Genomic DNA, 21,260 nt, shown 5'->3' with positions numbered 1-21,260 from the left:
TCGAACGCTTAGTTTAGACCACACGTAAGATGTTTAAGGTATTGAAGGCTCCGTTGTTGAGGTGGTATTGTACTCCGTTTATCTCCTGGAAAAAGGAAAGTTGTAAAAGGATCATCGTAACCCCTGAACCTGTAACCGCAGCCGGGCTTAAGGCGACATCTTTCGGTGTCAAGTTAATGGGTAAATTCACCGGATCGCTAAGCTGCAAATCTCTGACACCGGTTGTGAAATCTAAATTTAAGAAGGCCGATTGTAAAGTAACGTGTGTAGCTCCCAGTGGAGCCACCAAATGGGTGTCCGGAATAAAGTTCGGAATACTGATCGCTCTAGTGGTAGTGTTTACGGTATAGTCGGCACGAAGCACTTGCGCTAAAATTGCATTTTCATTACAATCAAAATTTTGTAAGAGGAATTTGCCTTCAGGAGTTGTTAAGCCCATCGCAGGACTGCGTTGACCTCTTGGGGAAATAGTGTCCTGATTTTTAACCAACATCAGTCTACGCATCAGCCGAGAAGGCAGCGTGGTGTCTTTAGTATTGCGCATGAACATCGCTAATGTATGCCGTAGTATTTTTCCTGAAGTCGCAGCCATGCCAAATTCGTTGGTATTCTCCCGGGTTCGTTTAAATGCCGGGTCGTTTTAATACGGCTTTTACTGATGCCGCCTTTGGTGCGAATGAAGTAGCCGTTTTTTCCTTTGTAGAAGGTTAACCCGTCAAGGGAGCCTATAATTTTGATCAAGCCTTTGAGTACAGCCATAATACTATTAATTAAATTATGTGTGTTTTATGCTCATTGCTTTGTTATTGCTATTTATTAACTGCCTGTTTGCTGATTTGTATAGCTCAGAACAGCCTTAAAGCAATTTTATGAGGCTGAAATTAGGTGGCTTTTTAAGTTACGACAATAGGTAGTGATCATTCCTGCCGATTTTGCCGTTATTGCCGAATATGCCGGAATAAGGTGTTTTTTTAATGAGGGCTTAACACGCTTTATCTACGCTTTAACTACGCCTTTGCGACCTAGTAGCTAAGAGTTGGTGATGCGAAAGTTATAAGTTAGGTATATGGAGCTCTATACGAATTGAACGAATTTGTTTGTCCTGACCAGGAGGTTTCTAAAAGGGTCAGCCTGCTTAAGTCGGTACTCCTACAGCGGTAATCTATTAAAAAAGGTATTTAGGATTTTTAGTTATGCACGAACAGCCTTTAGTTTCTATCATCATCCCTACGTATAACCGAGCGCATTTTATCGGTGAAACTTTAGATTCGGTATTAGCGCAAACCTATACCAACTGGGAGTGTATTGTAGTAGATGATGGAAGCACGGATGGTACGGATGAGGTACTGGCCGAATATGTAGCGAAAGATTCCAGGTTTCAATACCATCACCGACCAAAAGATCGACCTAAAGGGGCTAATGCGTGTAGGAATTATGGGTTTGAGTTGAGCAATGGGGAGTTTGTAAATTGGTTTGATGATGATGATTTAATGTTTTCTAACAAAATAGAATCCCAACTATTTCACTTAAAATATTCCTTGTATAATTTCTGCGTATGTAATTCCATAAAATTTACAGGTCAAATCATAAATACAAGAGGTCTCAGGCACGAGAGGCTTCAATCTAAAAATAACTTATCCTCTTACTTAAGGACTGAAATAGTATGGTTGACTAGTAATCCTTTATTTAAGAGAAGTTTTCTGAACCTATTTGACACATTATTTGATGAAGAATTACAAGCAGCTCAGGAATGGGAGTTTTTTATTAGAGTTTTAGACTATAACTCCATTTATATCGTTTTAAACAAACCGTTGGTTTACCTGCGAGAACATTCAAATAGTATTACATACAGACAAGACAAGAGACTCTTTAACTATTTTCTTGCAAGAAAAAAAATCTACTTCAATACGAAATTGACTTTACTAGATAAAGACCTGAATTACTTGAGAGAATATTTGCTTAATTCTTATAAATATTTTGTTAGAGATCGTGATTTTAATGCTTCTTATCAAGCTTTCAGAGGATACGTACTTAAAGACAAAACTTTAACCATAACTGTAAAATTTAATGCCTTTCTATCACTCCTTTCTTATCTTGTTTTTAATAGAGGTGATAGGTTTTTAAAAAGAATTACACTTTAATTGAAAAAAATATCCATCGTCATACCTACTCTCAACAGGTCCAATTTAATCTCAAAAACTCTACTAAGTATACAACAACAGAGTTTCAGTAATTGGGAATGTATTATAGTCGATGATGAGTCACATGATAATACGAAAGATGTGGTTTCCGCATTTGTTAGCTCAGATCCCAGATTTAAATATTACCTCAGGCCGAAACATCTTGAAAAAGGGCCGTCATCTTGCAGAAATTATGGTTATTCTAGGAGTACTGGCGATTACATAAATTGGTTTGATGATGATGACATTATGCTGCAAGATGCATTATCCTTGCGAATGGAAGCTTTTGAGTTAGATACTGATTGTGTAGTCTGTCCATTAACCCACTGGAATTTTGATTTGCAAAAATCTCTAGGTATTACAACTGTGACTTCTAATGACTTAATTTCTGAATATTTGATTGGGAGAGTAATTTTTTTTGTTTCCGGGCCTATATGGAAAAAATCTTTTTTGGAAAAACAACCTGAGTTGTTTGATCCAGATATTAGGAATTTAGATGATTGGGACTTTAACTTAAGAATGCTTTATTCAAATCCTAAAATAAGTTTTGTTGATAGACCTTTGATCTTATATAGAATACATTCTAATACACTTTCGCAAAAATTGCTATTAAAAGATGAAATCGAAATTGATTCACTACATAGAACACGAATAAAGCATTTAAAAATACTTAATAAGCTTAATATTGAAGATTTAAGATTTAAGAGGTTAGTAAAACGCGAAATCAAAAGTAATATTCTATGGGTCTTTATAAATAAAAAGCAATGGCGTTTTAAATTATTACAATATTTATTATTAATAAGTTACTATACCAAAGACCTGAATTTTGGAATTAGAGGGGGTATTGGTTTTATCTCATATTTTATTTTTGGTAAAGGTTATATCTTTTTCAAAGAATACAAATAATGAAAAGGGCGTATATTATTTGTCAGGATCTTAATCATCTGGCTGGAACAGAATTAGAGACACTTATAACTGCAAGCGTATTTATAGAAAAGAGAATTGCTAATAAAGTTATTGTATTCAGTTCTCATAAGGCTAGCAATAAAGTCCGAGAATACTGTTCTTCATATTCTTTTATTTATAAAAGCTATCCAAGGATATTTAATACTTATTTTGGACAAGTAATACAGGCACGTTTAAAAATTATTTTTAAATTTTTAAACTGTGATTATAATCCCTTACACTTTTTTTATTGGTTAAATGTAAGATTTCGATTTAATACTAATATCGCTTATATAATTACGCCAACTTATTCAGATTATTACATTCCTGTCGTAAAAGGTCTAAAGAAGAATGTTATTCACATACGCTTTACAGGTTTTGAAAAGAACTATACCCCTACAAAATCTAGAATAAAAGATTTCGAAAAGGTTAAAGTTTTATTTGTGACGTGTAGTTTTCAAAAAAGGATTTTACAAAGACTTTCTAAAAATATCAACGTTTCAATTATTGACGTTTTTCTGTGGAATGAGGAAGTCTTAATAAATCTTGAAAGACAAAATGGAAGATCACAACGTTTAGGTATGCTGTGTAGGATTTCCCCCGAGAAGAATATTGAAGATGGAATACGTTTAATTGCCAGACTTCGAAATGAAATCGACGTTAGGTTAGTGGTGCAAGGATTTTGTTCATCAGAGAACTACTTCAAGCAGCTTAAAGATTTGATTGAAGATTTAGATTTAAACGCATTTATTGATTTACAAGCATTTAATCTGAGTCAAAATTTGATTCCATCTTTTTTACAATCAATAGATTGTTTAATCATAACCTCAAAAGGAGAAGGAGGGCCAACAGCTGGTTTGGAGGCAATGGCAAGTGGAACACCGGTTATAAGCTACGATGTAGGGGCAATGCAGGAAAGATTGGGGAAATTGTCTGATCGTTTAATAGCACAAGATTTTGATGATATGTATATGAAAATACATAATCTCTACTCTTTGATAGATAGTGATTTAAAGTTGCTTCAAAAAGAGCTAAAGGAACGATATGTGATTTTCTTTTCAAACCCAACAAAGATGGAAAGATTAATTTGTGCGTTAAATGAAAATGCTTGTCACTAGTAAATATAATAATACCTATTTTCAATAGAGGTTCTTTAATACGTGAAACTTTAACCTCTATATCTCAGCAAACGTATCCTTATTTTGAATGTATACTGGTTGATGACGGATCTATAGATAATACTGTACTTGTTATAAAAGAATTTTGTTCAACCGATCCTCGTTTTAAATTATTTTTTCGCGGTAAAACGCATTTGAAAGGTGCTAACAGTTGTAGGAATATTGGTTTTGATCAAAGCACAGGGGATTATATTATCTGGTTCGATAGTGATGATCTGATGACCCCAAACCATTTGGAAGTAAAACTTAAGGAGATTCAACGGACGAAAGCTGATTTTGTTATCGCTAAGACTCAAAATTTTAGCGATAGAGGATTTGAAGCCCCCTATGTGTATGAGCAAAAACCCTACGGTATCACCGCAGAAGATTTTATTTTAAGGCGGATTCATTGGTATACCTATGATGTCATGTTGAAACGCAGTGTAGCTGCGCGTATTCGATGGAATGAACACTTAGAATCCTGGCAGGATTATAATTATTTTTGTAAAATGTTACTAGTGACCACAACGGGATATTATATTCCACAAGTTTTGACCCATCGTAGATTGCACGGGGTCTCTATTCAAAAACAAATGACCCGTTCATCCAGTTCTTTTAAATGTGCTTTGATTGATGTGTATTGGTATACTTTTCAAGATATTAAAGGGCAAATTTCCAGTAACATCGAAATGGAAATTACACGGAATTTGATGAACCTAAGTTTTGGTTTAGCAAAACTGTGCACCGTACCGGTTCGTTTATTTCAAGTTACAGGATTAGTCTATAAAAAGTTTAAATTAAAAGGGGTGTTTTTATATCAGCTGGCATTGGTCAGTGTTGCTTTAACTCAAAAGGGAGAGGCACTATTAGAAATTGCAAAATGTAAAAAGCTAAAGTAGTAGTTCGGTATCTATCTTATCTAAGATTATAGTGTCTTTTTCGATGTCAAATTTTCGTGCAAATAGATGTGTTTCTGAAGCGTTTTTAAGTTCCATAAAGTCTTCAGCGGAAAAGGTTACGGGAAGCGGTACATTTTTTCGTTCCCAATTGGTGTAGGTCAAAGAAGGTGCGATTTTTAAAGTATTGTCGGTTTTTGCAATATGGTGTATTAAAGTCTGAAAGAAAATCTCATCAGCAAGTAAAGTGTCCTGATGGTAGTTTAAGAAAGAAGGGCGATTGTCAATAAAATCTAGAATACGTTGCGCTAAATTAGATGACATCGCCCACCATTGGGAGCCACCATAGGCTTTGATGTTGGCGGGGTGCTTTCTTGTTTTGAAGATTTTTAGTAGATCTTTTTTATTACCCCGAAGTAGGATTGCATATAAATCTTTTAGTACTTTTTTCCTGTAAAATGATTTATTCCATATCGAAGGGATTAGTACAAAATCATACCGGGTATTTGATAAGTAGAAACGATACTTTTTTATACGCTCTAAGCCACCGTTTTGCCAAAAGGTTGTGGGCATTGGCTTTCCGAAGATAAAGGCTTGGAATGAGGTTTTATTAAAGAACTGTTGAATTTGACCTTGTGATTGCAGCGGGTAATCCTGCCCACTTAGCAGAACCAAAAAAGAATCCGATACTTTGGATAATGCATAGTATATTAAATTAACAGTAGCTTGAACAATTCCAAAGCCACCCCAAATCCCATTGCACCTCAAATCGTTTTCAAAAAAGTACACGTTATTAAAGCCTTTAAAGACATTTCTGAATGCTGCGTCAGGTACTCGTTGATCAATGTGTATAAAAAAGTAACTATCCGTTGAAGTTAACCGGGTCATTAAGCGTAAAACTTGTTCAGGGTTTTTGTGAGCGATTAGTAAATAACAGATTTTCAAATTATGTATATTTTCTCTCTATAAAGATATAGTGTCTATTGGAAACTACAACCCCTTTCGTGTCAATTATAATTCCGTGTTATAATGATTTCGAGTATATAGAAGCTGCTGTCAAATCAGCATATTACCAGACCTACCCCCAAAAAGAAATAATTGTTGTTGATGATGGTTCAGATGCCCGAACTAAATCTAAGTTAAGGGACTTAGAAGGGTATACTGATGCCATTTTAGTCCAAAAAAATGGAGGACAAAGTGCAGCGCGTAATTACGGTATTAAAAATGCGAGAGGTTCGTGGATTTTAGTTCTGGATAGCGATGATTATTTTGAGAGTAATTTTTTAGAGCTTGCCGTATTACAGGTATCAGAACTAGAAGTTTCCTTAGTAACGTGCTGGGCTCGGTGTTTTACAGATACAAGGGAATGGATCTATAAGCCAAAAGGCGGGGGTTTAAGGCATTTTTTATTTGAAAATGCAGCCATTGGTAATGCACTATTTAAAAAAACAGACTTTATAACGGTGGGTGGGTATGATGAATCTATGCGGACTGGTTGGGAAGATTGGGAGTTTTACATTCGGTTAATGGCTCTTGGAGGAGTTTGCAAAGTTATCCCCCAAGTCCTTTTTCATTATCGAAAGAGGAATGGTTCCACCACATCACGGGCAAATAAAAATAAATATTACTTGTATAACTATATCTTTAGGAAGCACGAGATATTATATTCTAAATATTACCCTGAAACCATTGATTTTTTTTTGGAAAAGCTGAGGCGGGAAGAACTTGAAAAAATTAAGAATACGCAACGTCTGGAATTCCATTTGGGAAAGGCATTTTTATACCCACTACGTTTATTTAAAAGTCTATGGAAGTAAACCCACAGGTATATATCTTAGTAGCCACTTATAACCGGGCGCATTTAGTTGAAGAGACATTAATATCTATTCAAAATCAAACGTATATAAATTTTAAATGTTTGATAACCGACGATAATTCAACTGATGATACCGAGAAAGTCGTTAAAGCATTTATAGATAAAGATGAGCGTTTTGAATATTACAGAAAACCCTCAACTTATCCTCAAGGATTGTCGGCTACCCGGAACTTCGGATTGGATTTAGCACAAAAGCGAGATGCCGAGTTTATCCAATTTTTTGATGATGATGACATTATGCATCCTCAAAAGTTGGAGTTACAAATGGAGCCGTTTTACAAGAATCCGGATTTGGACCTTACCATTTGTATGTACAGAAAGTTTCAGGAATTAGAAACTATAGAATTTGATCTAAATAAAGCGGATAATCAAGACTGTGAAATTGTTTCAAAAAATATTCTTAAGTCTTTTTACCTGAATCAGTTCAACCTTAATTCTCCAGGACCACTATGGAAGAGAAAGTCATTAGCAAATTATAGGTTTGACGAAAGTTTGTTTTTTGCAGAAGAGCGCGAATTTTATCTGAGAATTTTTATTTTGAAATCTATTTCATATGTCCCGGTAAAAAAAATCTTGTTTTGGTATAGAAAACATCCAAAGGCAATAACCTCAAATCTCTATTCAAATCCTGAAATTAAGGCTGAGTCAGAAAAGCGGTTTCAAGATGGCTTTTTGAAATTAGTATTAAGGCAAAAGAAGCCACCATTCTATATTCTGAAATCTTACGTACGAATTGCAATAAAGAACGGGAGAAATGATTATATAAAGCAGATTCAGAATAATTTAGCAAAGCCTCGAAACTTTTTGTTTCCAAATAGATTAGCTTTATTGATATATAGTAAATTGTTTCAATTGGTAAAGGGATAAGATGAATTCTTTAGCAATTGTAATCCCATATTATAAGCTTAAATTTTTTCGACATACCCTTGAATCTCTTGCAAGTCAAAGTAATAAGTCTTTTACTGTCTATATAGGTAATGACGGTTCTCCAGAAAATCCGGATTGCATCATCTCAGAATACCAAAGCAGAATATCTATAAATTATACGGATTTTAAAAATAATGTTGGGAGCACTTCTTTAGTAAATCATTGGCGCCGTTGCATTTCAATGGTTAATGATGAGAAATATCTAATGATCCTAGGTGATGATGATATTCTAGACCCTGACTGCATACAAGAATTTTATAAGGTTGTTGATTTGATAGAAAAACAAAATATTAAAGTTCTGCGTTATGCCACAAGAGTTATTGATGTCTTAGGCAAGCCAATTGGTAAAGAACATTACTGCGTTCAATATGAAAGTTCTTTAGAGTTTTTTATAAAAAAATTGTCGGGTAAAGCAAGAAGCTCTTTAAGTGAGTATATTTTTCTTTTGGAACAGGCTAAATTATCACGCTTAGAACTTCCATTAGCATGGTATGCTGATGATCTTTTATATCTCAAGGCTTCAGATTTTGGAACCATTTACACCATTAATGAATCTAAAGTAAATGTACGCGCAAGTTCACTTAATATTTCAGGGAATAAATTGCTGAATCGAAAAAAGAACATAGCCTCAAATGTATTCTTCCATCATTTGCTAACCCGGTTTGAGGACTGGTTCATTGAGAGAGATAAAAACTTACTTCTTACAAAGCTTGAGAAGTCCGTTATCAATGATAAAACAAATTTGAAATTATTTTTTAATCTGATCCACGTATATTTTAAGAATGGAGAGTTTCGGCGAGTGATGCCTTTTTTGAAAAATGCCTTTAAATCTATTCGCTTTTGAGAAACGGTGTAAATCCAGAAAAGTTTAAAAATGAGATGCTGCCTGTCTTCATGCACCGCATTGTTGTTCCTGTTTATATACCAAATCTTCACGATGCCTATTATCGCAATCAGTATGAGGTTTTTGAAAAATTTCTCAACCGATTAATTAAAACTATAAACCCTCAAACCACTGCTATAACGCTGATCAATAATAACTCTTGTGAAGAAATCTCCCGTTTAATAGAGAACAGGCGTACAGCAATTGATAAGCTGGTTCGATACCACGATAATAAAGGCAAGGTCTTTCCGGTATTGCAGGAGGCTCGCGCTGCTGCAGAAGCTTTTATTACTATAACTGATGCTGATGTTCTTTTCTACGAAGGTTGGGAACGGGCTGTCTTTAAAGTTTTCGCTTTGTGCCCTAAAGCCGGTGTAGTTGCACCCTTACCTTCCCCGGCTTTAGCTTTCTATGAAAATACAGCAGTTTTTTCAGACCGGTATTTGACCAGTGGTATCGCTTATCAAAAGGTGATGTCAGATGCAGATGTAGAACTCTATTTGGCAGGAATGGGAAATGACTCCCTCTTAAACCGGGAAAACCGAAAGTACTCTTGGAAAGAAAGGCAGTATGTACTTAAAAATGTCAATGCATTAATTGGTTGTGGTCATTTTGTGGCTACCTATCGCAATGAACTCTTTGAAGGTAAGAAGAATCAGCCACTTATTAAGTTCAAAAATGGATTGGAACAAGAATTTATTGATTCTTTAAGTGATGAAAAGGGCTATTACCGCCTTTCAACAGTTAAAACCTATGCCTATCATATGGCAAACAACCTGGATGAGCATTCCAGATCGTTTAGTCTTGAAAAGGAAAACAAGGTAAGCGAAAACCTGATCCAAAGAGCCAGCTATTCAAAAAGGTCTCTTTTACCCTGGACATTACGCAAATTGGCGTTCAAGATAATTAAGCGACTGTTTAAACTTTAATTGGTGGAAAGTAGTTCTAAAAATTTACTCGTTGTTACAGATTCTATTAATCCCGAAGACAGCAGCGGTTCTAAAGCTAATGTGGCCTTTATTAAAAGCCTGATTCGTAATGGATATAAAGTGTGTGTTATACATTACACACAGGTTGAATTACAAATTAAAGGTGCTGAATGTGTTTTAGCTAAAGAGCGAAGAGCTAATTTGCTCTACGTCCTAGGAGGAATTCAACGTACTGTACAACGTAATCTGGGTGTGGACTGGTCTGTCTTTATGGAGAATATATTTGGATTTAGTTTTACATTTTTTAATGATTGTAAGTCACTATGTAATGAAATAAAAGCTATTGATACCAATAGTTTTGATCTGGTATTAACCCTAAGTAAAGGCGAGAGTTTTCGCCCGCATTATGCGGTTTTGCGATTACCTCAATGGTATCAAAAATGGCTAGCTTATATTCATGATCCCTACCCTTTTCAGCATTATCCTAAACCGTATACTTTTATTCCCAAAGGGGCAAAACAAAAAGATGCATTTTTTAAAAGCGTTTCGAGTTCGTGTAGAGTTGCCGGATTTCCGTCTTTTTATTTAGCTCAGCATATGTCTCAGTTTTATCCTCAATTTGGAGAAAAGTCACTTATTATCCCTCATCAGTATGATGTAAATGTTCCAAAAGCGAGCTTGCCTTCATTTTTTCATACGGGAAAATTCAATCTGGTTCATACCGGAAATTTGTTAGGAGGCAGATCACCTGAAGGGCTATTAAAAGGATTTCAACTTTTTTTAGAAAGTATGGAAGAAGCGAGGCAGGAGAGTTATTTGTATTTAGTGGGGCCGTCCAGTAATTATAAAAAACTGATAGGCTCTTTTGCTCATATTTCACAATTAATTACTCATACAAGTGTTTCATATGCGGAATCTCTAGCACTACAGCAAGCTGCTTCGGTAAACCTTATCATTGAGGCAAGTGATACCGACTTTAGCCCGTTTTTACCGGCCAAGATGGCTCATTGTGTGATGGTAGATAAGCCCATTTTAGCTTTAAGCCCAAAAAAAAGTGAAGTGCGTAGGCTGCTCGGGGAAGATTACACCTGGCAAAGTGAAGCGGACGATTCCGAACAGATCGCCGGAACTCTCTCTGAACTCTACCTCAAATGGAAAAATACCAGGGCAGAATCCTGGCGTTTAAACCGGGTCGATTTACAGGGCTATTTTTCATCGGAGTACCTTAATAAACAAATTCAAAACATTCTGAATGCCTCTGCTTGATTCTCAAAATGTAAGTATACTTATTACCACGTACAACCGCAAAAAGGAATTGGTTTTTACCCTGAATACTTTGCGAGATGTTATTAGTCTTGAGGGGATTTACATCTGGGATGATGCATCTACTGATGGTACTTTTAAATACGTTAAAAATCAATATCCAGAGATTAATATTTTTCAAAACAAATCAAATAAGGGTTTGATAGCCAATCGCAATCAATTGATGAAGGTGGCAACTACAGAATATATTATTTCGCTTGATGATGATGCCAATTTCGTGAATCCGGAAAGTTTATTCGACGCATTGAATTTTATGAATGATAATATGGATTGTGCAGTATTGGCGTTCCGATTATTTTGGGGCCTGAAAGAGCCAAGAATCACGGACACTAATGAAGAAAAATATAGGATTTCTAATTATGTAGGTTGCGGCCACCTTTTTAGAATGAAAGCTTGGAAGAATTATGTCGAATATTATCCGGAGTGGTACCATTTCTATGGAGAGGAAGACTATGCCGCAATGAAATTGTTTAAGGGAGAACAAAAAGTGTTTTATTTTCCAAAAGTGCTCGTTCATCATCGGGTATCACTTAAGAATCGAAAAAAGAGTGCTGAAGAAACCAGCTTAAGAACCCAATGGGCTTTGCAAGCTGCCTGGAGTAACTATTTGATCTTTTACCCAAAACAAAAAGCCTGGTTTAAGATTATATATTCCATAAAAGAACAATTAAGGCTTAAATTTTTTAAAGGAGATTTCGATATTCTGATGAGTATAGGCAAGGCCGGATTAGCGCTCATTCAGAATAGACAACATCGACAAAAGCTGGACTTACGATTTTCTAACGAAAGGCTTAAAGCCTATTTATCATTGCCACAAGCACCTATTTTTTGGAAACCGGAATAGATTATTCTAAAATCGCGCTATTGACTACGGTGGCTAATTTCGATCTTTATGACAAGACGAGGTCTTATCAGCCAGCTGGAATTCGGAAATTGGTAATAGACGGTCGAGGAGGTATGTACGGGCTGGACAGCATATTCTATGCATTTGAGGAGTTGCCGCTTAAGGACGTCAAATGGCTGATTTTGGCAGATGAGGATGTCTTATTTCTGGAAAACAGAGCACTCATAAAAATCATAGAAGAAATGGAGTCGGCTAATTATACCGTTTCAGGTGTGCGAGATGGAGGATGTTTAAATCATAGGAACTTTAATCCATATATACCCAATACTTTTTTTTGTGTTCTTGACTATCAAAACATCTCTACCATTTATAGCAGAAAAGAAATACAAAAACAGCAGTATAGCAATCCTAAAGAGTTTACCGACGATTTAAACCACCTACACGTTGGATTTGATGCGAATTCTCTTTATGAGCCTTATTACTGTTTCTTTTTATGGCTGAAACGCAAGAATCACAAGTTTCTTTTTCTAAATGCAGATCTTTTACATCCCAATACAGACGATTTGGCAACAAAAGTTTATGCTTTGGATAACAAACCTTTTCTCATTCATACCTGGTATGCCAGAGCCTATGGGAAAAATGCTGCGCAAACAAAAAGAATAGACGCCATTATAGATAGGTATGCATCCGATTCAAATGATCATGCTGAAGAAGCTGAAATCTTTAAGGATGAGTTTTTTAAGTATAAGTTAGGTCTTAGAAAGTTGAAAAAAAGAATTCAAAACAAACTGGGAAAGTATTTTGATGACTGATTTGGTTTCTGTAATTATTCCTGTTTACAATCGGGAAGCCTTTTTAAAAGCTACGCTTAACTCGGTAAGGACACAGTGCTATCGCAATTGGGAGTGTATTTTAGTAGATGACCATAGCACGGATGCCTCGTTGAGAATACTAAAAGCATTTGAAGAAGAGGATCCCCGGTTTAAAGTTTTGATCCGCCCTGGTAGCCGACCTAAAGGAGCCAACGTCTGTCGTAATTTTGGTTTTGAACATGCTAAAGGAAAATTTATCAATTGGTTTGATTCAGATGATTTGATGGAGCCGGATTTTATTCAGAAGAAGCTTGCAGCTTTTGATACGGGAACAGAAATCGTTTTGTCAAAAACGAAAATCTATTATATGAAAGATCAAACGGAAGTGTTGGAACAGCGAACCCAGCTCACGGCTAATCTGCTCGAAGACTTTATTACCCGTAAAATATCCTGGTATTTGCCAGACCCGATGTATTACCGGGAATTCCTTGATAAATATAAGCTTCATTTTAAAGAATATGACCTGGCAGCTCAGGACAGGGACTTTTTTCTCAACGTATTGTTATTAAAGCCCACAATTAAAGTAGTTGATGATTATTTGACTACCTACATCAAGCATAAGAATTCTATTTCCCATCAAACATATACGGTTAACAACTTAAAAGTGAGTACATCAAGAGCAATAACTTTGATTGAGTTTATAGATAACCTGCGTAGCATGAATCTCCTCTCAAAAAAGCTTAAGCGATTTTATACTATTGAATTACGAAAAATGATACCGCTGGTTTATAAGGATTCAACAACAACCAGATCTATTTTAAAAGTGCTATTAAAATTAGGTTCTCTAAATTTTGAGACACTTAAAAGCTGGAGTAAAGTGGGTCTGGGGCTTTCCAGTTTGATGATTACCGGTAAAGGTCAAAAGCTATTTAAATGAAAAACTACTTGGTTTTAATACCCGCCCGTGGCGGCTCGCAAAGACTTCCCGGAAAAAATATGCGGCAATTAGGAGATAAACCGCTCCTTGGTCATAGCATTACATACGCTTTGAGAAATGGTTTGAGCGATATAGTAATCACCTCAAACGACGCTGCCGTTTTAGATTTTGCCACTCAAAATGATGTTCAGATAGTTGAAAGACCCGATGTATTAGCAGGTAGTGAAGAACCTGTTGTAACAGCCTTGCAACACGCAGTAAATCAATTACAAAAAAAATACGATGCGGTTATTTTACTGCAGCCCACAAACCCCTTGAGACCAGAAGGGCTTCTTAAAGAGGCTATCGCAGTCTTTGATCGAGAGGATTGCGACAGCCTCATGACCGTTTCCCGAAATGAACATAAATTGGGAACCATTTCTAATCATCAATTTATACCTTACAATTATGAAATGGGCCAGCGAAGTCAGGATCTTGAGCCTTTGTTTCATGAGAATGGTTTGCTTTATATTTTTAAAACGGAACTCTTAAAGCAAGGAAAGCTTCTTGGAGCAAAAAACTATCCCTTGATTGTTGACCATCCTTTTGCCGAAATCGACATTGATACAGAAGCCGATTTTATAAAGGCTGAGTTGTATTTGAAGCATTTTAAATAGGGTCACTTCGAGTGAATTAAGTGTAGCGATAGCGAAACTTAATTTGTATCGAGAAGTCTGGCTAGTTAGGATGTTTATAGTTTACAAGGCTTCTCGATACATTTGTTTTCGGCTTATGGCCTCAATCAAACACTCGAAGTGAAATTCTCGATACAATTTTTTCGAACTCAGGTTCTTAAAAATCACTCGAAGTGACATTCTCGATATATTTTATAAGTTCAATAACAAATAACAAATACGCCTTGAACCCATACATTCAAATCGAAAACCGAAAAATAGGCCTAGATTACCCACCGCTTGTCATCGCCGAGATTGGTATTAACCACGAAGGATCTCTAGAAGTGGCAAAGGAACTAGTGGATGCAGCCCAACGCGCAGGAGCTGAGGTTGTAAAGCATCAAACGCATATTGTAGAAGATGAAATGAGCGGTGCGGCAAAGAAAGTGATTCCGGGAAATGCTCATGTTTCTATCTATGAGATTATGAAGCGTTGCGCGCTTGATGAAGCGGATGAAGTTGCTCTGAAGAACTACGTAGAGGAAAAAGGAATGATTTTTATCTCCACTCCTTTTTCGCGTGCTGCCGCAAATCGCTTAAACAAGATGAATGTTTCAGCCTATAAAATTGGTTCTGGGGAATGTAATAATTATCCGTTGCTAAAGCACATCGCAGGTTTAGGTAAACCGGTTATACTCAGTACGGGGATGAATACACTTGATAGTGTCGCTAAAGCTGTACAAATTTTTAAGAACGCCGATACACCTTTCGCTTTGCTGCACACCACCAATTTATACCCAACCCCCACGCATTTGGTACGTTTGGGCGCGATGAGTCAATTACACCAGACCTTTCCAGAGGTGCCTTTTGGACTTTCTGATCATACCCTCAACAACAACGCTTGTTTGGGAGCAGTAGCGTTGGGAGCGTCTATTTTAGAGCGGCATTTTACCGATCATATGCAGCGCACAGGTCCGGATATCGTTTGCAGCATGGATGAAGAAGCTTGCGCTGAACTCATTCAGTCGAGTAAGGAAATCTGGATGATGCGCGGGGGTGAAAAAGCTCCGGCTAAGGAAGAGCAGGTAACCATAGATTTTGCGTTTGCAACAGTGTGTACCATTGCACCCATTCAAGAAGGTGAGGTTTTTACTGAAAAAAATATTTGGGTAAAGCGTCCCGGAACCGGGGAAATTTTAGCTGAACAGTTTGAAGCTATTTTAGGAAAAAAGGCAGCAAGAACTATTGCTAAAGATGAACAGTTGAAAGCAAGTGACGTGCTGTGATTAAAAAAATAGCTTTTCTTACCGGTACTCGTGCAGATTTTGGGAAGCTGAAATCACTTATTCAGGTGGTTCATGATTCAACTGACTTTAACTATGGGATTTTTGCAACCGGAATGCATCTGCTCGAGCAATATGGCCTCACTGTTATTGAAATTGAAAAAGCAGGTTTTCAAAATATTGAGCGCTACTCGAATTACACCTCTGAAGCCACTATGGACCTCACTCTGGCTAAAACTATTGAAGGTTTTTCGGCCTATGTGAAAGCATTTCAGCCAGATTTAATAATCGTTCATGGCGACCGGGTCGAAGCCTTGGCCGGTGCAATTGTGGGTTCATTGAATAATATTCTAGTTGGTCACATTGAAGGTGGCGAACTTTCAGGAACGGTTGACGAACTCATTAGGCATTCGGTAAGTAAATTGAGTCATATTCATTTTGTATCTCACGAGACGGCGGCTAAACGCTTGGTGCAAATGGGCGAACTCGAGAGCAGTATATTCAATATTGGTTCGGCTGATTTAGATGTGTTATTTAGTGAGACCTTACCCAATCTCAAAACTGTAAAAACTTATTACGACATTCCGTTTGAAAACTATGCGGTAGTCTTATTTCACTCGGTAACCACCGCGCATCAGGAAACTGCCACGCACGCAGGTGACTTTGTACGGGCGCTTCTGGAAGATGATCAAAACTATGTGGTGATCTACCCCAATAATGATCTGGGTTCTTCCGCAATTTTGAAGGCGTATAGTCAATTTGATGGGCATCCGCGATTCAGACTTTTTCCGTCCTTGCGGTTTGAGTATTTCATTACCTTGCTCAAAAACGCGACGTTCTTAATAGGAAATAGCAGTGCCGGCATTCACGAGGCTCCCTATCTGGGTATTTCAACGGTAAATGTGGGCAGGCGACAGGAAAATAGGGACTTACAAACTAACAGCATCATTCACGTGGATAATGCTAAAGCAGCTATTTTAAAAGGTATTGCTTCCGCGAAAGCATTAAAGATCAATCCAAAAGGAACAAAAAGTATTAAAACAGCAGCTTCTGGATTTCTGGAAGCCTTAAGAACCGAAGCCTTTTGGAAAATAGACCATCAAAAGCAGTTTCGGGATCTTTAAAGTGTTACTTCGAGTGGCTGAAGTGAAGCGATAGTGGAACTTCAGATGTATCGAGAAGTCTTCTTTGTTATGATGTTTTGAGTTCACTTGGCTTCTCGATACATTTGCTTTCGGCTTGAAGCCTCAATCAAACACTCGAAGTGACTGTGTCCTAGATCAATTACGTTTTGCATTGGGCCTCAATAAACATTTAAACTGACAGGGTTCTCGATACACCAGTCTCGACTTGAGGTCTCGACCGGCACTCGAAGTGACCCTTCTCGATACAATTTTATCGAGCCCAGGCTCTCAAAAATCACTCGAAGTGACAAACAAATCCTAATTCTTGAAAGTCTATAATGTTTATATTCTAAGATGTCGGGATAAAACCTATTATACCGGTATAACTTCTGATCTTTGGGAGCGGGTTGAACAACATCAATCGGGGAAGTACAACAATTCTTATACATCTAGCAGAAGACCAATTGAATTGGTTTATTATTGTGAATTTACAGAACCAGAGTTGGCAATTGAATTTGAGAAGCGGATTAAAAAATGGTCTCAGGCTAAGAAAGAAGCTTTGATTAATGGGGAATTTGAAAAACTACCTAACTTGGCTAAAAAACGTTTTAAATAATGTCACTTCGAGTGGTTGAAGCATAGCGTTAGCGGTGCTTCAGATGTATCGAGAAGTTTTAGGAGTTATGATGTCTTGAGTTCACTTGGCTTCTCGATACATTTGCTTTCGACTTGTGGCCTCAATCAAACACTCGAAGTGACAGATTTTGATATCTTTAATTTAGAAAAACGAAAAACGAAAAACGAAAAACGAAAAACGAAAAACGAAATATGCATTTTAAACTTATAACTTTGAATCTAAAACCTTGACTTTAGCATCTCAAAAGACCTTAGGAATTGTAATAACAGATGGGGTTGGCTTTCGGAATTTTGTGCTGAGTACGTTCTTGACTAAAGCTGCCCTATCTTTTGAAAAAGTAGTTATATTTTCCGGACTCCCATCTACGGCATATCCTGACCTTGATGCGGCGTTTTTTACCATTGTAGAACTTCCTGTTTTTACTGAAACTAAAACGAATTGGTTTTGGCGTAAACTGAAAGAAGTAGCACACCTGCAGAAACATAAATCCAATCCGGGTATTGCAGATAATTACGAGATGAACAAAGCCAAGAGCTGGAGTGCGCACGGACTTTTGGTTCGACTTGTTTATGCCGTCAGTTCAATTTTTCATAGCGAAAAGAACATCCTTCGGTATGAAAAGTTCCAGGAGCGAAGCTTTGCAGGAGACGCTATTGTAACTAAATACGGTGAAATTTTAAAAGAGCATGAGCCAGATATTTTATTCTTTACACATCAGCGACCACCCTTTATTGCTACTCTGGTTTTTTGGGCGAAAAAGCTAAAGATTCCTACCACTTCGTTTATTTTTAGTTGGGACAATTTAGCTTCCAAAGGGAGGATGGCCTCAACTTTTGACTACTTTTTGGTCTGGAGCGATTTGATGAAAAGGGAATTACTTCGGTTTTATCCCTATACTAATCCGCAGGCGGTTTCTATCGTAGGGACTCCGCAATTTGAGCCGTATGTATTGCCAGAATTCGATATGCCAAAGACTAATTTTCTGGAAGCTTTCGACCTAAATGCTGATGAAAAAATTATGTGCTACAGCTGCGCTGATGCCACGATTGGCCCTAACGATCCGTTGGTGATCGCGACTTTGGCTGAAGGTATCCGTTCGGGAGCAATCGATTCGTGTCAGCTTTTGGTACGGACTTCACCGGCAGAAGATGAGGAGCGTTTCGCAGAAACCAAAACCAAATACCCTGAAATAAAATGGAATCATCCCAAATGGGAACTTACCCGGGAAGGGCATCCCGAGCCTTGGTCTCAGCGCGTACCTACACGCAAAGACCTGAGCATGCTTAAAGCAATAATAAAGTACTGTGATGTGAATGTAAACATGTTGTCTACAATGAGTCTTGATTTTATGTTGTTTGAAAAACCTGTGGTCAACACCGCTTTTGGGAGCCGAGAGAACGGCTTGTATAATGATCAGCGCTTTTTGCAGTATGAACATTATGATAATGTGGTTAAAAGCGGCGCAGTTAAAATCGCCAAAAATGCAGAAGAATTGTATACTGCTGTAAACGCATATCTGCGAAATCCTAATCTGGATATTGAAAATCGCAGGAAGCTTATAGATATGCAGGTGGGAAAACCCCTTGACGAAACTACGCAGGCTTGTGTGCAGGCTTTAAAAAATATTTTATGAGTGCCAAAAGACTAGCAGTAGTTTGTAATTACGTGTTGCGCCAGGATCGAATAGGAGGTATGGATCGCTTTTTTGTAGCCTATGATACCGCAGCTAAAGCCAAAGGTTATGCCGTGGATTGGTTTTTTCCGGATGTTTTGGATAAAACATTTTACGAGGGTGTTACCCTTTTTTCTGCGGAAGGAAATTCAAGTGTCGAAGCCTTTTTTCTCAATTACCTTCAGGAAAATGAAAAAACCTATACCGCTCTAGTTACCCATTTTACCGAGTTGTGTACCCCTTTTTATAAAAAAGCCAAACAAGCCGGAAGGATCAAAAACTTAATCGCCATAGATCACAATCCACGTCCTTTAAATGGTTTTCCGCTTAAAAAGCAGTTGAAAAACCGTCTTAAAGGCTATTTACATCATAAAGCTATAGACCGGTTTATAGGAGTAAGCAGCTATACGGCCCGGCATATTGTGAAAGATCTGGGCAAAGTGGTAGCCCGCAAAACCGGAGTGATTTACAACGGTATTGATACTTCGGTCTTTAAAAAAAGAGAAAACCACGATCTTAATCAGGAAGGCAAAGTTCAATTTGTTGTGGTTTCTCACCTGCGGGAATCTAAAGGCTTGCAGGATTTGATAGATGCCCTGGCGCTGTTGAAACCCGATTTGCAAAACAAACTCCACATCACCATTTATGGCGAAGGTCCGCTGGAAGAAGGCCTAAAGCAACAGGCCAAAGACAAAGGGGGTGATCAATTGCTGACATTCAAAGGCAGTTCTTCAGAGATTCCACAACTTTTGGCCGATTACCAGTATCTCATTCAACCTACGTATATGGAATGCTTTAGCCTTTCCATCCTGGAAAGCTTATCAGCAAATGTTCCTGTAATTACTACAACAGTCGGAGGAAACCCTGAGATCATCAATGAAGGTATAAACGGTTTTCTATTTAAGCCAAAAAACAAACAAGCTATTGCCCGAATATTAGAAGGAGTAGTTTTAGGAGATCGAAAAATTTCAAGGGATACTTCTCTTCTCATAGAAAAGGAATATTCACTAGACCGTATGGTTGCCGAACATATTAATTTATTGAATTGATGCACATCGCTTTTTTAACTCCAGAGTATCCTCATCCTGATTTAAACCGAAGTGGCGGTTTGGGAACCAGTATCAAAAATTTGGCCTCAAGTCTGGTTGAGGCTGGGGAATACGTTACGGTTTTTGTTTACAGTCAGGCAGAGGATAAGCAATTTGAAGATCAGGGAATCAAAATTCATAGTATTGCCAAACGGAATTATACATTTGCCGGTTGGTATTTGCATCGTAAATTTTTACAGTGCTATATCAATAAAATTATTCTTCTAGAGGGAATAAATGTTCTTGAGGCACCTGACTGGACCGGGATTACGGCTTTGATGCATTTTAAATGTCCTTTAGTAATTCGCTGTAACGGAAGTGACGGGTATTTTTGCCATTTAGATAATCGAAAGCAAAAACCCAAAAACCGTTGGTTTGAACAACAAGCGCTTAAAAATGCCGATCATATTCTTGCGGTAAGTGCTTTTACTGCCAAACTGACCAAAGCAATTTTTGGACTGAAGAATGAAATACAAGTTATACCTAATTCAATCGACACAGAGCTTTTTAAGCCGGTTCAAATTCCGGAGGTTTCCAATTGCATACTGTATTATGGAAGTGTCATCCGTAAAAAAGGAGTTTTAGAACTGGCTGAAATTTGCAACTTGGTTTTTAAGGAAAACACAAGTGCGCGGCTTATTCTTGCAGGAAATGATGTGAAAGATGTTTTTACAGGCAGATCAACTCAGGAACTTTTTATGGAAGTAGTAAAGTCTAAATTTCATAATCAAATTGAGTTTAAAGGGCTACTTTCTTATAAGGCTGTTCAGGAAGAAATTGCTAAGGCTTCCGTTGTTGTTTTGCCCAGTTTCGCAGAAGCCTTACCGATGACCTGGATCGAAGCTATGGCGATGGAAAAAGCGCTGGTCACTTCTAATATTGGTTGGGCAAATGAGGTGATGACCGACGGAGAGACTGGTTATGCCGTGGACCCTAAAGATCATCAGGCATATTCAGATGCAATTTTGCAACTACTCGATTCCGAAACTTTAAGAAAAAGAATGGGGATTAACGCCCGAAAACGGGTTTCTGAAAAATTTGCGACTCAGGTAGTTGTTAAACAAAATCTGGAATTCTATAAAAGTTTAGTCTAA

Annotated in this window: 22 protein-coding genes; 19 read left to right on the top strand and 3 right to left on the bottom strand. The window is 37.4% G+C overall.

The features are described from left to right. Positions 1-13 precede the first annotated feature (13 nt). Together HCN54_RS11545 and HCN54_RS17490 are read right to left on the bottom strand one after the other, a co-directional pair. Positions 14-592, bottom strand: coding sequence for a hypothetical protein (locus HCN54_RS11545; protein WP_240924872.1), 579 nt, complete (start codon positions 590-592; stop codon positions 14-16). Next, complete coding sequence (locus tag HCN54_RS17490) at positions 553-759, bottom strand: hypothetical protein (protein WP_240924871.1); 207 nt, start codon at positions 757-759, stop codon at positions 553-555. The genes HCN54_RS11545 and HCN54_RS17490 overlap by 40 nt, the downstream gene beginning before the upstream one ends. A 434-nt stretch (positions 760-1,193) precedes the next feature. On the opposite strand from HCN54_RS17490, the gene HCN54_RS11540 reads away from it, so the two are divergent. Genes HCN54_RS11540 through HCN54_RS11525 form a run of 4 tightly spaced genes read left to right on the top strand, consistent with a single transcriptional unit; the run spans position 1,194 to position 5,181 of the window. Further along, on the top strand, positions 1,194-2,141 hold the full coding sequence (locus HCN54_RS11540; RefSeq protein ID WP_167597911.1) for a glycosyltransferase family 2 protein: 948 nt from the start codon (positions 1,194-1,196) through the stop codon (positions 2,139-2,141). Further along, the gene (locus HCN54_RS11535) at positions 2,142-3,086 is read left to right on the top strand and encodes a glycosyltransferase family 2 protein (protein WP_167597910.1); all 945 of its coding nucleotides are present in this window, start codon (positions 2,142-2,144) and stop codon (positions 3,084-3,086) included. Then, the gene (locus HCN54_RS11530) at positions 3,086-4,243 is read left to right on the top strand and encodes a glycosyltransferase family 4 protein (RefSeq protein WP_167597909.1); all 1,158 of its coding nucleotides are present in this window, start codon (positions 3,086-3,088) and stop codon (positions 4,241-4,243) included. Before HCN54_RS11535 ends, HCN54_RS11530 begins: the two co-directional genes overlap by 1 nt. Then, on the top strand, positions 4,234-5,181 hold the full coding sequence (locus tag HCN54_RS11525) for a glycosyltransferase family 2 protein (protein WP_167597908.1): 948 nt from the start codon (positions 4,234-4,236) through the stop codon (positions 5,179-5,181). Before HCN54_RS11530 ends, HCN54_RS11525 begins: the two co-directional genes overlap by 10 nt. Here HCN54_RS11525 and HCN54_RS11520 read toward each other — a convergent pair. Then, the gene (locus tag HCN54_RS11520) at positions 5,173-6,123 is read right to left on the bottom strand and encodes a beta-1,6-N-acetylglucosaminyltransferase (RefSeq protein WP_167597907.1); all 951 of its coding nucleotides are present in this window, start codon (positions 6,121-6,123) and stop codon (positions 5,173-5,175) included. The two genes, HCN54_RS11525 and HCN54_RS11520, sit on opposite strands and share 9 nt — an antisense overlap. Positions 6,124-6,161: 38 nt before the next feature. Between HCN54_RS11520 and HCN54_RS11515 the strand changes: the two genes are divergently transcribed. The 15 genes from HCN54_RS11515 (at position 6,162) to HCN54_RS11445 (ending at position 21,260) form a co-directional block, all read left to right on the top strand. After that, on the top strand, positions 6,162-6,995 hold the full coding sequence (locus HCN54_RS11515) for a glycosyltransferase family 2 protein (RefSeq protein ID WP_167597906.1): 834 nt from the start codon (positions 6,162-6,164) through the stop codon (positions 6,993-6,995). Beyond that, the gene (locus HCN54_RS11510; RefSeq protein ID WP_167597905.1) at positions 6,986-7,921 is read left to right on the top strand and encodes a glycosyltransferase family 2 protein; all 936 of its coding nucleotides are present in this window, start codon (positions 6,986-6,988) and stop codon (positions 7,919-7,921) included. The genes HCN54_RS11515 and HCN54_RS11510 overlap by 10 nt, the downstream gene beginning before the upstream one ends. A gap of 1 nt (position 7,922) precedes the next feature. After that, positions 7,923-8,825, top strand: a complete 903-nt coding sequence (locus HCN54_RS11505; protein WP_167597904.1) for a glycosyltransferase — start codon at positions 7,923-7,925, stop codon at positions 8,823-8,825. Then, on the top strand, positions 8,822-9,793 hold the full coding sequence (locus HCN54_RS11500; RefSeq protein WP_167597903.1) for a glycosyltransferase family A protein: 972 nt from the start codon (positions 8,822-8,824) through the stop codon (positions 9,791-9,793). Before HCN54_RS11505 ends, HCN54_RS11500 begins: the two co-directional genes overlap by 4 nt. 3 nt (positions 9,794-9,796) lie before the next feature. Next, positions 9,797-11,059 carry a glycosyltransferase family 4 protein gene (locus tag HCN54_RS11495; protein WP_167597902.1) on the top strand — a complete coding sequence of 421 codons (1,263 nt, stop codon included), beginning with the start codon at positions 9,797-9,799 and terminating at the stop codon, positions 11,057-11,059. After that, positions 11,046-11,960: a glycosyltransferase family 2 protein gene (locus HCN54_RS11490; protein ID WP_167597901.1), complete on the top strand. Its 915-nt coding sequence runs from the start codon at positions 11,046-11,048 to the stop codon at positions 11,958-11,960. Before HCN54_RS11495 ends, HCN54_RS11490 begins: the two co-directional genes overlap by 14 nt. Then, the gene (locus HCN54_RS11485; RefSeq protein WP_205881687.1) at positions 11,945-12,772 is read left to right on the top strand and encodes a hypothetical protein; all 828 of its coding nucleotides are present in this window, start codon (positions 11,945-11,947) and stop codon (positions 12,770-12,772) included. Before HCN54_RS11490 ends, HCN54_RS11485 begins: the two co-directional genes overlap by 16 nt. Next, a complete protein-coding gene (locus tag HCN54_RS11480; protein ID WP_167597900.1) occupies positions 12,765-13,709 on the top strand; it encodes a glycosyltransferase family 2 protein in 945 nt (314 codons plus the stop codon). The genes HCN54_RS11485 and HCN54_RS11480 overlap by 8 nt, the downstream gene beginning before the upstream one ends. Then, positions 13,706-14,365, top strand: coding sequence for a cytidylyltransferase domain-containing protein (locus HCN54_RS11475; protein ID WP_167597899.1), 660 nt, complete (start codon positions 13,706-13,708; stop codon positions 14,363-14,365). Before HCN54_RS11480 ends, HCN54_RS11475 begins: the two co-directional genes overlap by 4 nt. Before the next feature lie 242 nt (positions 14,366-14,607). Continuing rightward, complete coding sequence (gene neuB, locus HCN54_RS11470) at positions 14,608-15,648, top strand: N-acetylneuraminate synthase (RefSeq protein WP_317171969.1); 1,041 nt, start codon at positions 14,608-14,610, stop codon at positions 15,646-15,648. Then, complete coding sequence (neuC, locus tag HCN54_RS11465) at positions 15,645-16,769, top strand: UDP-N-acetylglucosamine 2-epimerase (protein ID WP_167597898.1); 1,125 nt, start codon at positions 15,645-15,647, stop codon at positions 16,767-16,769. The genes neuB and neuC overlap by 4 nt, the downstream gene beginning before the upstream one ends. 325 nt (positions 16,770-17,094) lie before the next feature. Beyond that, on the top strand, positions 17,095-17,385 hold the full coding sequence (locus HCN54_RS11460; protein ID WP_167597897.1) for a GIY-YIG nuclease family protein: 291 nt from the start codon (positions 17,095-17,097) through the stop codon (positions 17,383-17,385). A 247-nt stretch (positions 17,386-17,632) separates the two neighbouring features. Further along, positions 17,633-19,039: a hypothetical protein gene (locus tag HCN54_RS11455; protein ID WP_167597896.1), complete on the top strand. Its 1,407-nt coding sequence runs from the start codon at positions 17,633-17,635 to the stop codon at positions 19,037-19,039. Next, positions 19,036-20,127, top strand: coding sequence for a glycosyltransferase family 4 protein (locus HCN54_RS11450; RefSeq protein WP_167597895.1), 1,092 nt, complete (start codon positions 19,036-19,038; stop codon positions 20,125-20,127). The genes HCN54_RS11455 and HCN54_RS11450 overlap by 4 nt, the downstream gene beginning before the upstream one ends. Beyond that, the gene (locus tag HCN54_RS11445) at positions 20,127-21,260 is read left to right on the top strand and encodes a glycosyltransferase family 4 protein (RefSeq protein WP_167597894.1); all 1,134 of its coding nucleotides are present in this window, start codon (positions 20,127-20,129) and stop codon (positions 21,258-21,260) included. Before HCN54_RS11450 ends, HCN54_RS11445 begins: the two co-directional genes overlap by 1 nt.

The organism is Leeuwenhoekiella sp. ZYFB001 (genome assembly GCF_011784865.1).
Classification (GTDB): domain Bacteria; phylum Bacteroidota; class Bacteroidia; order Flavobacteriales; family Flavobacteriaceae; genus Leeuwenhoekiella; species Leeuwenhoekiella palythoae.
Note: the sequence above shows the minus strand (reverse complement) of the source record. Positions and strands in the feature narration are given on the sequence as shown.